Genomic DNA, 15017 nt, shown 5'->3' on the forward strand with positions numbered 1-15017 from the left:
ATCCCCTCTTACGTATTTTTCACTTATAATCTCTTACTCTATTTCTTTACTAATTCTTTCGGTGCATGAATCCAGCTCATCATTTCACGAAGCTCTGCTCCTACTTTTTCTAACTGATGATTTTGCTCTGCTTTTTTCATCGCATTATATGTTGGACGCCCAGCTTGATTTTCTAAAATCCACTTCTTCGCGAATTCACCTTGCTGAATTTCTGTAAGTACTCGTTTCATTTCTTTCTTCGTTTCATCTGTAACAATTCTCGATCCTGTTACATAATCTCCGAACTCTGCCGTATCGGAAATAGAATGGCGCATGTTCGTTAAACCACCTTCGTACATTAAATCAACAATTAACTTTAATTCATGTAAACATTCAAAGTATGCAATTTCAGGACGATATCCGCCTTCTGTTAATGTTTCAAAACCAGCTTTCACAAGTGCCGTTACCCCGCCGCAAAGTACAGCTTGCTCTCCGAATAAATCCGTCTCTGTTTCTTCTTGGAATGTTGTTTCAATTATGCCTGCACGTGTACAGCCTACACCTTTTGCATACGCAAGCGCTACATGTAATGCCGTGCCTGTTGCATCTTGATGTACTGCGACTAATGCCGGAACACCATTTCCTTCTTGGAATACACGACGAACGAGATGCCCTGGACTTTTTGGCGCGACCATCGCTACATCTACGTAACTTGGCGGATTAATTTGTCCGAAGTGAATATTAAATCCATGTGAGAAAAGTAACATTTGTCCTTCACGAAGATTCTCTTCTACTTCTGTTTTATACACATGTGCTTGCTGTTCATCTGGCAATAACATTTGTACAACTTGCGCGGTTCGAACCGCTTCTGAAACAGACATTACTTCAAATCCATCTGCTTTTGCTACTTCATACGATTTACCAGGTCTAACACCAACTACAACTTCTACACCGGAATCACGTAAATTTTGCGCCTGTGCATGACCTTGAGATCCATAACCAATTACCGCAACTGTTTTCCCTTGTAATAGCTTTAAATTTGCATCTTTCTCATAATACGTTTTCATATTCCATACACTCCTTATAATTTATCCCGCTTTAATGTGCAGTAAGACCCCCACCTCAAAATTCAGCGAAAGCAAAGAAGTTAGGTGGAGGATCAACTGCCCATAAAAGTCCGATTGGTTCAACTAATAATCAGTGGGGGATGAAGAAAACCCCCACTGATTAAAGTTTCACTTTATTTACTTGCAGTACATCAATTAATTTTTTCAACTGACCAACAAGTAATGTCGCTTCATTTTCAGTACAAACTGCTGTGAGTTTCATTTCAGAAACGCCACAAGTGTCTCTTTCGTTTAAATGTAAAGAAGAAATATAATAACCACGCCGAGCAAAAATCCCACTTATACGTAATAAGACGCTTGGCTCGTTATGAATAACGAGTGAAAAAGTATGACTCATTCTTCCCACCTCTTCATAATCATTTCGTTATTCCCTTTGTTTGGCGGAACCATTGGAAATACGTTTTCACCTTCTTCTACACAAAAATCAACTACGACAGGGCCTTCATGAGCAAATGCTTCTAACATCACTTGTTTCGCCTCTGTTGAATTTGTCGCCCTTAATCCCTTCACTCCATAAGCTTCTGCCACTTTCACAAAATCTGGAGATTCGATTTTGGACTCTGATAAACGATTTTCATAAAACATTTCTTGCCATTGCCTTACCATCCCTAGAAACTTGTTATTTATGATAAATACTTTTACAGGGATTTTATTTTCGGCAATTGTTTGCAGTTCTTGAATGTTCATTTGAAAAGAAGCATCACCTGCAATACAAATGACGAGTTCTTCTACTTTTGCAAGCTGAGCACCAATTGCCGCTGGAAAACCAAACCCCATCGTTCCTAATCCACCAGATGTTAGAAAAGTCCTTGGGTTTTTCGCTTTATAAAAATGTGCAGCCCACATTTGATGCTGTCCTACTTCTGTCGTTACAATCGCTTCACCATTCGTTAATTCACTTACTAGACTAATAACATGCTGTGGTTTTAACTCCCTTTCTTTTTGATTGTAGGAAAGAGGGTATTCCTCTTTCCACTTCTCAATTTTCGTAAGCCATTCATCTGTCTGTGTACAAATCGGCATATGTAACAACATATGTAACGCATTTTTTACATCACCAACAACTGGATATTCCACAGTTACATTTTTATGAAACTCCGAAGGATCTATATCAATATGTACCTTTTTTGAATGCGGAGAAAAGAGTTCTAATTTTCCTGTTACACGATCATCAAAGCGAACACCTAAAGCAAGTAGTAAATCACATTCTGTTACTGCCATATTTGCAGCATACGTTCCATGCATACCAAGCATTCCTAAAAATAATGAATCTCCCGGCGGATATGCACCAAGTCCCATTAAAGTGGAAACGACAGGAATACGATTCTCCCTCGCAAACTGAATAAGTTCTTCAGATCCGTCTGCATGAATGACCCCTCCTCCAATATAAAGAAGTGGGCGTTTTGCTTCTGAAACTGCTTTAGCTACCTCTTTCAGCTTCATATTGTCTGGCATAGGCTCTAATTTATATCCTGGAATCTCAATTACTTCATTATAAAAACTTGTTACCTTTTCATTTTGAACATCTTTTGGAATATCAATTAATACTGGTCCCGGCCGCCCGCTTTCGGCGATGTAAAAAGCTTCTTGTACAATGCGTGATAAATGATTCACATCACGAACTTGGTAATTATGCTTCGTAACAGGTACTGTAATCCCGACAACATCTGCTTCTTGAAATCCATCTTTCCCAATTAAGGGCTTTGCAACTTGCCCTGTAATGACAACTAAAGGAATCGAATCCATATAAGCATCTGCTAAACCCGTAACTAAATTTGTCGCCCCTGGGCCAGAGGTAGCAAAGACTACCCCAACCTTTCCAGAAGCTCTCGCATATCCTTCTGCCGCATGAATGGCAGCTTGTTCATGACGAGTTAAAACGTGCTTCAAACCACTTCCGTATAACGCATCGTATACTGGCAAAATCGCTCCACCCGGATAACCAAAAACAGTCGTTACACCTAAATTCTTCAAGCATTGAATAACGTGTCCGGCACCCGTCACTTCTTCACACTGTAATTTCTCACGTGTTGTATACTGCTGCTCCATTTTAATTAACTCCTCTCCCTACCTACAGTAAGCTTTCCGCCAGTCCTGGAACACGTACTCCTCTTTCTCTCGTTAACTTTTTAAATTCCTCTGTTAATTGTTTCGTTACACTTCCTGGTTTTCCATCTCCAATTTCTCTTGAATCAACTTTTACAACTGGAATTAATTCTGCTGCCGTTCCTGTTAAAAACACTTCATCTGCTACATATACGTCATGGCGAGTAAAGGGCCTTTCCTCACACGGAATATGAAGTCGCTCACATAGCTCAATAACACTATTTCTCGTAATACCTTCTAATGCTCCTAAATAAGAAGGAGGTGTTAACACCTTTCCATCTTTCACAACGAAAACATTATCTCCAGATCCTTCACAAACATATCCTTGTTGATTTAACATAAGGGCCTCTAGCACTCCTGCTTGCGCCGCTTCAATTTTTACAAGTACGTTATTTAAGTAGTTCATTGACTTAATGCGTGGGTCCAATGCATCTGGCGTGTTGCGTCTTGATGCAACAGATACAACACTTAATCCATTATCGTAAAATTCCTGCGGGAATAACTTTAATTGTTCTGCAATGATAATAACGCTCGGTTTCACACAACTTCTAGGATCGAGCCCTAAATCACCTTTTCCTCGTGAAACAATTAACCGAATGTAGGCATCCGCATACTCATTTTTTTGCAACGTTTGTAAAACTGCTTCTTCCATTTCTTCAACCGCCAGCGGGATTGTAAGTAAAATAGATTTTGCTGATTCATATAATCGTTTTACATGTTCTTTTAAACAAAATACATTTCCACCGTAACTACGAATACCTTCAAATACACCGTCTCCGTATAAAAAACCGTGATCATATACTGAAACAACTGCCTTTTCTTTTTCTACAAATTCCCCATTCATATAAATGTACTGGTTTCCCATCTCACATCGCTCCTCTTTTTTCTCTCTATTTTTGCAATCTATTTCTATATCGATTGCTGAGATGAGTATTTTTAACAGAATATTCAGTATATAGATATTAAAAATATACTCGTCTCAACAATCGATTACTTACATACTTGTAGCAACCCATTGCTGAGACGAGGGAATCGCGGTACCACTCAGCTTCCTTACACTTCTCACGAAATATAAGCTCTGCAAGTCCAATTAGACTTTTGTTTTTTCTATCGGAAACAACTCCGCTACTTTTTACTAGTTTCAAAAGTAGTGCTCCAAGGTGATCTTCAATGATTAAATTGTTACCACCCTCACAGCTTCTAGGCGGCTCTCTGAAACAATTTTTATCATTTACTCTCCTCTTCTACGCATTCCCTTATTCTATTTTTTAAAATAAAAACTCTCGCCTCAGCAATCAACTACTACAATTTAGTAGCTTTGATTGCTGAGGCGAGAGTTTCGCGGTACCACTCAGCTTCCTTATACTTCTCGCGAAATATAAGCTTTGTAGGTCCAATTAGACCCCCATCCTTTTACCGGAGACGATGCCGTCGCCCTCTACTCAGTTTCCCTTTCGCAAGCGATGCTCCGAGGTGATCTTCAATGATTCGATTGTTACTACTCTCACAGCCTAGGAGTAGCTCTCTGAAACGATCATAACCATCTACTTTCCTCTTCTTTGCATATGTAATATATGAAGTTAGAAAATTCTTAATTCACTTTTATTTGTTAAACGTATTATAGGACGTTGTTCTTTTCATTGTCAACATGTTTTTCTAAAAAAAATAAAATTCAATCAATTTAAGAGAAGTCTATTTATTTTTTCTCAATACAAAATCGGAATGAACTTCTTACACATACTCATATATTACTTAAGTATGTTCGCATTACTACATAAAGAAAAACAACTTAATAACATATAAAATTTTATGAGGAGATGAGAAAACTATGTTAAAAGGAAAAGTGGCATTAGTTACAGGAGCAAGCCGAGGAATTGGACGTGCTATTGCAAAACGTTTAGCAAACGACGGTGCATTAGTTGCTATCCATTATGGAAATCGAAAAGAAGATGCTGAAGAAACGGTGTATGAAATTCAATCAAATGGCGGATCTGCTTTTTCTATCTGTGCAAATCTTGAATCTTTACATGGTGTAGAAACCCTTTATAGTTCTTTAGATAGCGAATTACAAAAAAGAACTGGTAGTACTAAATTTGATATTTTAATAAACAACGCTGGAATTGGTCCTGGTGCTTTTATTGAAGAAACGACTGAACAATTTTTTGATAGAATGGTTTCAGTTAATGCAAAAGCACCATTCTTTATCACCCAACAAGCTATATCTCGTTTACGTGACAATAGCCGAATTATTAATATTTCATCCGCTGCCACTCGCATTTCCTTACCTGATTTCGTTGCCTATAGTATGACGAAAGGTGCTATTAATACAATGACTTTCACGCTAGCAAAACAGCTCGGAGCACGGGGAATAACAGTTAATGCAATACTTCCTGGATTTATTAAAACAGATATGAATGCAGAACTCTTGAGCGACCCAATGATGAAACAGTACGCTACTACCATCTCCGCTTTTAATCGCTTAGGTGAAGTAGAAGATATTGCCGATACCGCAGCATTTCTCGCTTCTCCAGACAGCCGCTGGGTTACTGGACAATTAATTGATGTGAGCGGGGGATCTTGTTTGTAATTTCTTAATCTACTTACAAAAAAAAAGCCAGCATTTTTGCTGGCCTTTTTCACTGTGTAAAACGATATCCTACTCCCCAAATTGTTTCAATATATGATTTATCGAATGGATCGAGTTCAATTTTTTGACGAATATTTTTCACATGTACAGCAACCGTTGCTGCATCACCAATTACATCCATCCCCCATACAGTTTCAAAGAGACGATCTTTACTAAATACTTGATTTGGATGTTCTGCCATACAAGTTAATAAATCAAATTCTTTTCCTGTTAGCATGACCTCAGTTCCATTTACAAATACACGTCGAGCCGATTTATCAATAAACAATCCTCGAATACGGATTTCATCCTTTATTTGTTCTCGTTTTCCTGTTAAACGATCATATCGAGCTAAATGAGCATTTACACGTGCCACCATTTCACTCGGGCTAAACGGTTTTATAATATAATCATCTGCTCCAAAACCTAACCCTTTAATTTTATCGATTTCCTCTTGTTTTGCGGACACCATAAGTATTGGTATGTCCTTTTTCAATCGAACTTGTTTACAAATTTCATATCCATCTATTCCCGGTAACATTATGTCTAAAATTAACAAATCATAATCCTCTATAAGAATTCTTTGTAAACCTTTTTCGCCAGAGTAATCAATATCTACTGTATACCCAGCAACCTCTAAATAATCCTTTTCTAACTCTGCTATAATAACTTCATCTTCAATAATTAAAATTCTTTTCAAGATGCTCTCCTTTTTCTAATTGATTTTTTGTAATGTAAATGAAAGCGTCGTTCCTTTACCTTTTTTGCTTTCTACCCAAATATCACCACCATGTTGTGTGATAATCTGATGTGCAATTGACAAACCAAGTCCGCTTCCACCCGTTTTAGAATTTCTAGAATGATCTGCACGATAAAACCTTTCAAATATATGAGGTAACGCCTTCTCTTCTATTCCTATCCCATTATCTTTTATGTAAATCGTTACATAATCAATAGATTCAGTCATACGAATTCCGATATATCCTTCTTCTTTATCCATATACTTCACACTATTCCAAATGATATTTGTAATAACACGACGTAATTTTTCACGATCACCTTTTACCAAAATAGAAGTATCCTTTTGAGCATCCCATCTCACTGCAATTCCCTTATCTTGTAATTCAAGCTGTAGTTCTTCTATACAATCAGATAAGTATTGATTAATTTCAACCTCTTCAAATTGAAACGGTTCCTCTTTTAAATCAAGTTTTGAAAAGAGAAAAAGCTCGTCAATTAATTGATCCATATCAAACACTTTATGATAAATAATCGTTAAATATTTATCTAATTGTTCGGGAGTTCGAGCGATACCCTCTTTAATTCCTTGTACATAACCTTTAATAGCCGTAATTGGCGTCCGTAAATCATGAGAAATATTTGAAAGCAACTCTTTACGATTTTTTTCATATTGCATTTGCAACTCGACCGATTCCTTCAACCTGCCACGCATCTCTTCAAACGATAAACTTAATTCACCTATTTCATCTTTCGCAAGTGGCTTTACTTGAAATTCTAAATCACCCTTTTGAATTCTTTCCGTTGCCTGCTTTAATGAATGCAATGGTTTAATAATACTCCGTGATATAAAATATGTTAATATTCCATTCGTAATAATTAACCCCAGTATTAAAGAGAATACGAAATAAGGGAAAAATTCTCTAATCAATTCTTCTAAAGGGTTTACATACTCAAATACAAAAATACTAACCTTCTCTCTCTCTGCATCGTAGTAATCAAACTGCTTATAGTAAAAAGAATTACCCTCTATTTTCACAGCCATTCCTTTTCTTTGTCCTTCAGTTTCAAATGCGGGTAGATATTTATCAAACGAAGAAATATTAAAATATGGAGATGCATATGTAAGCTCATCATTTTTTCGAATTAGTAATCCTGCTTGATTATCGTTTAATTCTTTATCAGTTTCCTTTAAAAAATTTATATCCTCCAATTTATCTGGAGCATACGATGAAAGAATTTTCAACCTACTAAAAATATCATCTTCATCTTCTTTTGTACGAATAGCCCCCTCCTGCTCTTTATCAATGAGAGAATGACTATTTTGATTAAGACCAATGATTGCTTTTGCAATACGAATATCACCAAATAAAGTAACACTAATTAACATAACTGCTATACCGCAAAAAACGATTGGAATAATTACCATCGCAATATACGACAACAGCAATCTAATACGGATTGACATTACAGAACTCCTATGAACATTATAATTTTAGCTTGTTACAGAATTCACCGGAAACGAAACTTGACTCATCCAAATACCAGCTAATAATACGAGTATAGCTAGAACAATTTCTAAGAGCAATAAACGGCGATTAACTGTTCCGATATCGTTACCCCATATTTTCGTTTGTCTCCATGCTACAATTGTAATTATACATACAGTAAAAATCTTTAGATTTAAAAGGTTCGTCCATATTGAATTGAAATTAAAAAACACCCAATTCCTCGTCTGTAAAAACACAATTAATTCCCCAGAAAGAAATGCTAGAATAAATGATGTACCAGCAATAATACTAAAATGTTTACGGAAACGCTTTTGATCAAATGTAATTTTGTATAATGTTGTCCACGCTATAACAAGAGCTAAATAAATAAGTGCTCCTAGCCACACCGCAATACTCATAACGTGGATCATTCTAATTATAACTGCTGCCCAATTTGGATTAGTAATCCATACATGACCTGTGAAAGAAAAACTCGCAACAAAAAATCCCCAAATTAGCGCATACCATTCGTTCTCCATATGCTGTAAAGACATAAGAACTAATAATAGCAGTTGAATCATAATAATAACTGAAAATGGCGAATGAATAAGTAAACTTCCTTTCGGAATAATTGACTTATATACTATTAATTCGGCTATTAATCCTACTACAAGTATAGAGAAGAAAATCTTTTTCATATTCTTCATTCTTTGCAATATGGAAGGTAATCTATAACGTTTTACAAACATATCGAGCCATTTTACCCCAGCTCCAATTAAAATCAATCCTTCTACAATATAGCGGAGGGTTACTATCATAACTTCTGAAAATACTGAGCTTCTCGCACTCGCATTCCCCTCTACCACAGTATTTGTTTGTACTTCTTCTCCAATTGAAAAGGTATAGCCTCCTTCACTCGGATGTCCGTCTGCAGATATCATAGACCACCTTACTGTGTATGTACCATTGTTTAATTTTGGTATTTCCACTTTTATTTTTGTTGGTTCATCTAATATGCCAACCTTTGATACTTGTACTCTCGTTGCACTTTGATCTAGCAGTTCAATATTGACTACATTTCCTGTAACTGGTTCACTAAATTCAAGAATAATCTGTTCCGGTTGTACTGTAAGAACCTCCCCCTCTTTAGGGGTGGTTCCTACAACACTTGTATGAGCAAATACACTACTATGAGAAAATAAAAATATACTTACACTTGTTAAAATAAATACTATCATTCTATAAAGCATGAAAACCTCCGTATTATTATTCTGGATGATTACCAGAGTGATCTCCGGTAGAAAATGGAGTAGTTACCCCCTCATAATTCATCATCGTATGCATTCCTTTTTCCGCATGAACGAGATGATGACAATGAACCATCCATAGTCCACTATTATTTGCCTCTAAAGCAATTTCATATTCTTCTCCTGGAAAAACATTAACTGTATCTAAATAAATCGGACTTCCCTCCATTGGTTTACCATTTTTAGAAATAACTTGGAATGTATGTCCATGCAAATGCATTGGATGAATTTCTTCTCCCTTATTTTTAAAGCGAATCTTAACTTTATCCCCTTTCTCTACTTTAATGGGTGGAATATCAGGTGATGTCTTTCCATTAATCGTATACACCCATTTTTCTTGTCCATTTACATCTTTCACACCTTCTGCCAAATCCATATCATAGACCTTTGTAAACTTTGAATCTATCGTAAACTTGCCAACTTCTTTTTCTCCATATTTCGTAAAATCAAACCATGGATAACTCTTTATATCAATAGGTTTTTTCGGCAAAGAACCGTTTCCAATAGTCGCCGTTAACATTCGATTCATTTTCTTAGATGGATCCACATTAATAAGTTTTACACTCGTTGTTTCTGGCATTTTAAAAACAAGGTCATAACGTTGTGCAGCTCCCATCGGAAGAATTGCTTTATCTAGCTCGTCCCCACCTTTTATATCACGACCATCTAATGCGATAATTTGAAATGGCGCCCCAACTAACGTCATTAAATGCGTATTATTCCCAGCATTAATTAAGCGAAGGCGTACTGTTTCACCTGGTTTTGCATCCAATCGTAGTCCCTCACTTGTATCATTTAATGTAAATACATCATAATCATCTCCATCAGATAAATCTTTGAGTTGATCATTACTTGGCATCATTAACGGGCCTTCTAAAGTTTGCGCCTTTTCATTTCGAATATGATTGCTAGGGTAGCTATCCCAATCTTTATCTTGTTCGCCATTATGCTTACGGGTTTTTATGGCTCCTGTTTTCCATTCATGGATCGCCACTGTATAATCCTTTTTATATTTTACAGCTGGTTTATTCGGTTCAATAACAATGGTTCCAAATAGTCCCCGCTCCGTTTGTATTGCACTTTTTTGATGTGAATGATACCAATATGTCCCCACCTGATCAGCATTAAATGCGTATGTATATGTTTCACCTGGTTTTATAGCATTTTGCGTAACACCTGGAACACCGTCTACCGCCGCAGGAACATCTAATCCGTGCCAATGGATTGTAACTGGTTCTGGCAATTCATTTTTCAAATTTACAACAATACGTTCACCTTGTTTAACTCGAATTTGAGTACCCGGTGATGTTCCATCAAAGGTCCATGCATCTACCTTTTTCCCATCTCCCAAATCTAAACTTGCTACTTTCGCCGTAATATTAAAAGTTTTTGTAACCCTTTTTTTGGCATCTGAATTAGCAATAGATGTAATTGATTCTGAAGTAGATGTTGCATCTGTTAACTTCTTTTTTTCATTTGTACCTGGGTAATTATTTATTAAAAAATATCCAAAGATAACCAAACCTAATAATAAGCATGCCGCAATCAATATATTTCTTAAATCGCTTTGTATAAATTCCTTTTTCATATTAGTCTCTCTTTCATTTTTTGTTGTAAACTATTAATTTTCATACGTGGATTCATTGCCTATCACTTCACATATTCACTTCGATTTACATCATAACACTCAGAAAAAAAGAAACTTTGAAGGAATTTTAAAGACTTTATAAAGAAATATATTTCAATTTTTCTTTACTTCTAAATCTTTTTTATTGCGTAATAAAAAAGATTGTATAATACTATAGAAAACATATATATTTAGGAGGATTACAACAATGTCCGAAAAAACATACGAACTCGCAACCTTCGCAGGCGGTTGCTTTTGGTGCATGGTAAAGCCATTTGATGAACTTCCTGGTATTCATAAAGTACTTTCTGGCTATACAGGTGGTCATGTAGAAAACCCAACATATGAACAAGTAAAAGCTGGTACATCTGGTCATTTAGAAGTTGTACAAATTACATTCGATCCTTCTATTTTTCCATATGAAAAATTACTAGATTTATATTGGCCACAAATCGATCCAACTGATGATGGCGGACAATTCTTTGACCGCGGTCCATCTTATCGCACTGCTATTTTTTATCATAATGAAACGCAAAAAGAGCTTGCTGAAAAATCAAAACAAGCTCTTGCAGAAAGCGGTGTGTTTAAAGAGCCAATCGTAACTGAAATTCGCCTGGCTGCACCTTTTTATGAGGCTGAAGAATACCATCAACATTTCTATAAAAAGAACCCAGAAAAATATGCTACTGAGCAAAAAGAATCTGGCCGTGAAGACTTTATAAAAGAAAATTGGCAAAAAAAATAATAAAAATGCATCGTACCTTTTAAGTACGATGCATTTTTATCTTTGAAAAAAGTACGATTGCTGTTGAGACGTTCTTTAAATACAGCTACAGCTTTTAATCTTTAGAAACGTTATCTTCTCCTTCGCTAACTTTAAGGGAAATATCGTTATCCATTAATTGTATGTATTGGGATATTTGTGTTTTTATATCTGCATCTAATATTATTTTGATTGTACTTCTTATATTTTTCCTACAAGGTCAAGGCTTGGTTTAAGTGTTGCAGAACCCTCTTTCCATTTAGCTGGGCAAACTTCACCTGGGTTGTTATGTACGTATTGAGCTGCTTTAATTTTGTTAACAAGGACGCTTGCATCACGACCAATACCGTCTGCATTGATCTCCATAGATTGGATAACACCATCTGGATCGATGATAAATGTACCCCGAGCAGCAAGACCTTCTTCTTCAATTAAAACGTTGAAGTTACTAGTGATTGTACGAGTTGGATCACCAATCATAATGTATTCAATTTTTCCAATAGTTTCTGAGTTATCGTGCCATGCTTTATGTGTAAAGTGGGTATCTGTAGATACAGAGTATACTTCAACGCCTAATTCTTTTAGAGTTGCGTATTGGTTTTGTAAATCTTCGAGTTCAGTGGGGCAAACGAATGTGAAGTCTGCTGGGTAGAAACAAACTACACTCCACTTACCTTTTAAGTTTTCCTCAGTAACCTCTATAAATTGACTATTATAGTACGCCTCTGCTTTAAACGGTTTTACTTCTGTTCCAATTAATAACATAATAAAATTCCTCCTAATTGTATTTTTTGCTACACCTAAATAAATTTGCTTATAAGAAATTAAACCTATTTTAATTCACAATTCTTAAGATCAATCAATTTAGTTTTATATTTTAGCTTGTAACCAAACCAAATAATAAAAAATATAACCACACTACTATACGTCATACAAAGATTAATCCATGAAATCTCCATTTTGAGAATAGCATTATACTCTTGACCTACTATAATAATCATACATAATATAATTGAAATAATAGGGGAAAATGGAAACCACTTAGCTTTATAAGGAAGATTGCTAATATCTTTCCCTTGTGCCATATATGCTTTTCGGAATCTATAATGACATAACGCAATGCCGATCCATGATAAAAAACCTGATAACCCTGAGGAATTTAGCAACCACATAAATACCACTCCTTCGCCCAAAAATGAAGATAGAAAAGCGAGCATACCCACTAGAGAAGTTATAATTAACGCATTTACTGGTATACCATTTTTATTTAACTTCAAAAGTGATTTTGGTGCTTTTCCCTCTTTAGCTAAGGACCAAAGCATACGAGTAGACGCATACATTCCCGAATTTGCAGCTGATAAAATAGATGTTAATATTACAGCGTTCATCACCGATGCTGCAAATGCAAGACCAGCCTTTTCAAAGACTATTGTGAAAGGACTCATTGAGATATTCTCAATATTATTATTCATCAAATAAGGGTTTGTATATGGAATAAGCAATCCAATAATTAATATAGAACAAATATAAAAAAGTAGAATTCTCCAAAACACCTGTTTTATAGCCTTGGGTACATTCTTTTTAGGATTCTTGCTTTCTCCAGCTGCAACTCCAATTAATTCTGTTCCTTGAAAAGAAAATCCTGCAATCATAAAAACGGAGAGGATACTGAGACTGTTAGATGGAAAAGATGCTTCCTCTATAGTGAAATTTTTATAACCTACAAATTCTCCACCTAAGATCCCAAAAATAGTAAATAATCCCACTAACAAAAAAATTATAATTGTAATTACTTTAACTAAAGAAAACCAGAACTCAACTTCTCCAAATGACTTTGTAGAAAAGTAATTAAGTAATACAATTACGGTTAAGAAAATAGCACTCCATATAATTCCTGGAACAGATGGGAACCAAAATTTCATTATGATAGCAGCGGCAGACAGTTCAACTGCTATTGTAATAGCCCATGTATACCAATAATTCCATCCAAGAGCAAAACCAAGTGCGGGATCTACAAATTTAGTAGCATATGTACTAAATGAACCTGAATCAGGTAAGAATGTAGCTAATTCACCCAAACTCATCATAATTAAATACACCATTATCCCTATTAATATATAGGCTATTAAAGCTCCACCTGGTCCAGCCGTTTGAATAGATGTACCACTAGAAACGAATAATCCTGTTCCAATTGATCCGCCTATAGCAATCATAGTCAGGTGTCTTGTTTCTAATGTTCTCTTTAATGTGCCTGTAGGATTTTCATTGGGTTTATGAATTTTATTGTCTATACTCGAAGTTACAGTTGCTCTTTCCGAACTCATGATTTCCCCCATATATAGCGTGTTTAGAGATTAATTAAACTTATCAGAAACCTGATAAGTTTAATTAAAACAATATAAAATCAATCAATCTATTTTCCTACGTACATCAGTATGTTTTAATTCTTTAAAATCCAAAACTTAAACCTCAACTAACTCCTTATTATCTTCATAGATCGCTCCCATAGTCTCATGAGAAATATTTTTAGTTAAATCTTCTTCAGATGCATAACTAAAGACCACAACAGTACGACGAGAATCATTTTCTAAAGGTGTTACCCTATGCAATGTAGTACCAGCTTTCATAAAGTAACAATGGTCTTGAGGAACATATATATTTTGAATTTCACGATTTTCAAGTACGACTTTTAATCCTGTTTCAGGATTTTCTTTATCCCATACGGTATTAGGAATATATTCAACAATAGCACCTTCCCCTTCTTTAGGTGCTTCAATTACCCAAATTAAAGCAAAAGTGTAGTCATCCCAATGCCAACCATGAGTATCACCTGTTTTTTGCTGATTATTAATAATAAATTCTTCTGGCGTATATGGAATACGATGTACTGGTTCATTATTATTTAAAAATGTTAAAAAGTTTATAATCACTTCAGACCTAAAAAATGCTGGAATTATCTTTCCTTTTTCAGAAATACTGTCACGATTTACTACATTAAAATTACGAGGTGTATTTCCTGTAGCTTCAATAGTAATATCACGACGTTTTGCATTTTCTGAAAGAAGATATTTCGCTTCAGCAGACATAGCTGCAATTAAAGGTTTAGGTAGCATGTCATTCATCATTGCTAATCCTTCACTTTTAAATCTCTCCTGAAGTACCAGTAAATAATCTTTTTGAAGCGAGTTGATATGATTTTCTATAATTGTGTCAAATTGTTTTTGAAATTCCATAGTAAATTCCTCCTAATTTTC

Annotated in this window: 13 protein-coding genes and 2 other annotated features; of the genes, 2 read left to right on the forward strand and 11 right to left on the reverse strand. The window is 35.4% G+C overall.

Annotated elements, in window-relative coordinates; genetic code table 11:
• Nucleotides 1-38 precede the first annotated feature (38 nt).
• The 4 genes from ilvC to ilvE form a co-directional block, all read right to left on the reverse strand.
• Entirely contained in the window at nucleotides 39-1046 is a 1008-nt protein-coding gene (ilvC, locus tag F8162_RS25480; RefSeq protein WP_151630844.1) for a ketol-acid reductoisomerase, read from the reverse strand.
• Between the two features lie 160 nt (nucleotides 1047-1206).
• Nucleotides 1207-1443 (reverse strand): ACT domain-containing protein, encoded by a 237-nt coding sequence (locus F8162_RS25485; RefSeq protein ID WP_151630845.1) that lies wholly within the window; start codon nucleotides 1441-1443, stop codon nucleotides 1207-1209.
• Nucleotides 1440-3155 carry an acetolactate synthase large subunit gene (gene ilvB / locus F8162_RS25490; RefSeq protein ID WP_151630846.1) on the reverse strand — a complete coding sequence of 572 codons (1716 nt, stop codon included), beginning with the start codon at nucleotides 3153-3155 and terminating at the stop codon, nucleotides 1440-1442. Before ilvB ends, F8162_RS25485 begins: the two co-directional genes overlap by 4 nt.
• 22 nt (nucleotides 3156-3177) lie before the next feature.
• Entirely contained in the window at nucleotides 3178-4077 is a 900-nt protein-coding gene (ilvE, locus tag F8162_RS25495; protein ID WP_151630847.1) for a branched-chain-amino-acid transaminase, read from the reverse strand.
• A gap of 151 nt (nucleotides 4078-4228) precedes the next feature.
• Nucleotides 4229-4468, reverse strand: a binding site (T-box leader).
• A 67-nt stretch (nucleotides 4469-4535) separates the two neighbouring features.
• Nucleotides 4536-4781, reverse strand: a binding site (T-box leader).
• Between the two features lie 259 nt (nucleotides 4782-5040).
• Between ilvE and F8162_RS25500 the strand changes: the two genes are divergently transcribed.
• Entirely contained in the window at nucleotides 5041-5799 is a 759-nt protein-coding gene (locus F8162_RS25500) for an SDR family oxidoreductase (RefSeq protein WP_151630848.1), read from the forward strand.
• A 49-nt stretch (nucleotides 5800-5848) separates the two neighbouring features.
• Here F8162_RS25500 and F8162_RS25505 read toward each other — a convergent pair whose 3' ends face one another.
• From F8162_RS25505 to F8162_RS25520, 4 genes are read right to left on the reverse strand one after another with little or no spacing between them, the layout of a single operon-like run.
• Nucleotides 5849-6538 (reverse strand): response regulator transcription factor, encoded by a 690-nt coding sequence (locus tag F8162_RS25505; protein ID WP_151630849.1) that lies wholly within the window; start codon nucleotides 6536-6538, stop codon nucleotides 5849-5851.
• A 15-nt stretch (nucleotides 6539-6553) separates the two neighbouring features.
• Nucleotides 6554-8044: a sensor histidine kinase gene (locus F8162_RS25510; RefSeq protein ID WP_151630850.1), complete on the reverse strand. Its 1491-nt coding sequence runs from the start codon at nucleotides 8042-8044 to the stop codon at nucleotides 6554-6556.
• 27 nt (nucleotides 8045-8071) lie between these two features.
• The gene (locus F8162_RS25515; RefSeq protein WP_151630851.1) at nucleotides 8072-9316 is read right to left on the reverse strand and encodes a copper resistance CopC/CopD family protein; all 1245 of its coding nucleotides are present in this window, start codon (nucleotides 9314-9316) and stop codon (nucleotides 8072-8074) included.
• A gap of 16 nt (nucleotides 9317-9332) precedes the next feature.
• Nucleotides 9333-10961 carry a multicopper oxidase family protein gene (locus tag F8162_RS25520; protein ID WP_151630852.1) on the reverse strand — a complete coding sequence of 543 codons (1629 nt, stop codon included), beginning with the start codon at nucleotides 10959-10961 and terminating at the stop codon, nucleotides 9333-9335.
• 247 nt (nucleotides 10962-11208) lie between these two features.
• Here F8162_RS25520 and msrA point away from each other — a divergent pair, with 247 nt between their 5' ends.
• Nucleotides 11209-11745: a peptide-methionine (S)-S-oxide reductase MsrA gene (msrA, locus tag F8162_RS25525; RefSeq protein WP_151630853.1), complete on the forward strand. Its 537-nt coding sequence runs from the start codon at nucleotides 11209-11211 to the stop codon at nucleotides 11743-11745.
• Between the two features lie 219 nt (nucleotides 11746-11964).
• On the opposite strand, the gene ahpC is transcribed toward msrA, so the two are convergent.
• From ahpC to F8162_RS25540, 3 genes are all read right to left on the reverse strand, one after another.
• Nucleotides 11965-12528, reverse strand: a complete 564-nt coding sequence (ahpC, locus tag F8162_RS25530) for an alkyl hydroperoxide reductase subunit C (RefSeq protein ID WP_151630854.1) — start codon at nucleotides 12526-12528, stop codon at nucleotides 11965-11967.
• A gap of 65 nt (nucleotides 12529-12593) precedes the next feature.
• On the reverse strand, nucleotides 12594-14087 hold the full coding sequence (locus tag F8162_RS25535) for an amino acid permease (RefSeq protein ID WP_225990185.1): 1494 nt from the start codon (nucleotides 14085-14087) through the stop codon (nucleotides 12594-12596).
• A 138-nt stretch (nucleotides 14088-14225) separates the two neighbouring features.
• Nucleotides 14226-14996 carry a hypothetical protein gene (locus F8162_RS25540; RefSeq protein WP_151630856.1) on the reverse strand — a complete coding sequence of 257 codons (771 nt, stop codon included), beginning with the start codon at nucleotides 14994-14996 and terminating at the stop codon, nucleotides 14226-14228.
• Between the last annotated feature and the right edge of the window lie 21 nt (nucleotides 14997-15017).

It is taken from the genome of Bacillus sp. CH140a_4T (genome assembly GCF_008923725.1).
In the GTDB taxonomy this organism is placed as follows: Bacteria; Bacillota; Bacilli; order Bacillales; family Bacillaceae_G; genus Bacillus_A.

Coding starts and splice junctions, on each gene's coding strand:
- ilvC (WP_151630844.1), bottom strand. CDS start 1,046: ATGAAAACGTATTATGAGAAAGATGCAAATTTAAAGCTATTACAAGGG.
- F8162_RS25485 (WP_151630845.1), bottom strand. CDS start 1,443: ATGAGTCATACTTTTTCACTCGTTATTCATAACGAGCCAAGCGTCTTA.
- ilvB (WP_151630846.1), bottom strand. CDS start 3,155: ATGGAGCAGCAGTATACAACACGTGAGAAATTACAGTGTGAAGAAGTG.
- ilvE (WP_151630847.1), bottom strand. CDS start 4,077: ATGGGAAACCAGTACATTTATATGAATGGGGAATTTGTAGAAAAAGAA.
- F8162_RS25500 (WP_151630848.1), top strand. CDS start 5,041: ATGTTAAAAGGAAAAGTGGCATTAGTTACAGGAGCAAGCCGAGGAATT.
- F8162_RS25510 (WP_151630850.1), bottom strand. CDS start 8,044: ATGTCAATCCGTATTAGATTGCTGTTGTCGTATATTGCGATGGTAATT.
- F8162_RS25515 (WP_151630851.1), bottom strand. CDS start 9,316: ATGCTTTATAGAATGATAGTATTTATTTTAACAAGTGTAAGTATATTT.
- F8162_RS25520 (WP_151630852.1), bottom strand. CDS start 10,961: ATGAAAAAGGAATTTATACAAAGCGATTTAAGAAATATATTGATTGCG.
- msrA (WP_151630853.1), top strand. CDS start 11,209: ATGTCCGAAAAAACATACGAACTCGCAACCTTCGCAGGCGGTTGCTTT.
- ahpC (WP_151630854.1), bottom strand. CDS start 12,528: ATGTTATTAATTGGAACAGAAGTAAAACCGTTTAAAGCAGAGGCGTAC.
- F8162_RS25535 (WP_225990185.1), bottom strand. CDS start 14,087: ATGAGTTCGGAAAGAGCAACTGTAACTTCGAGTATAGACAATAAAATT.
- F8162_RS25540 (WP_151630856.1), bottom strand. CDS start 14,996: ATGGAATTTCAAAAACAATTTGACACAATTATAGAAAATCATATCAAC.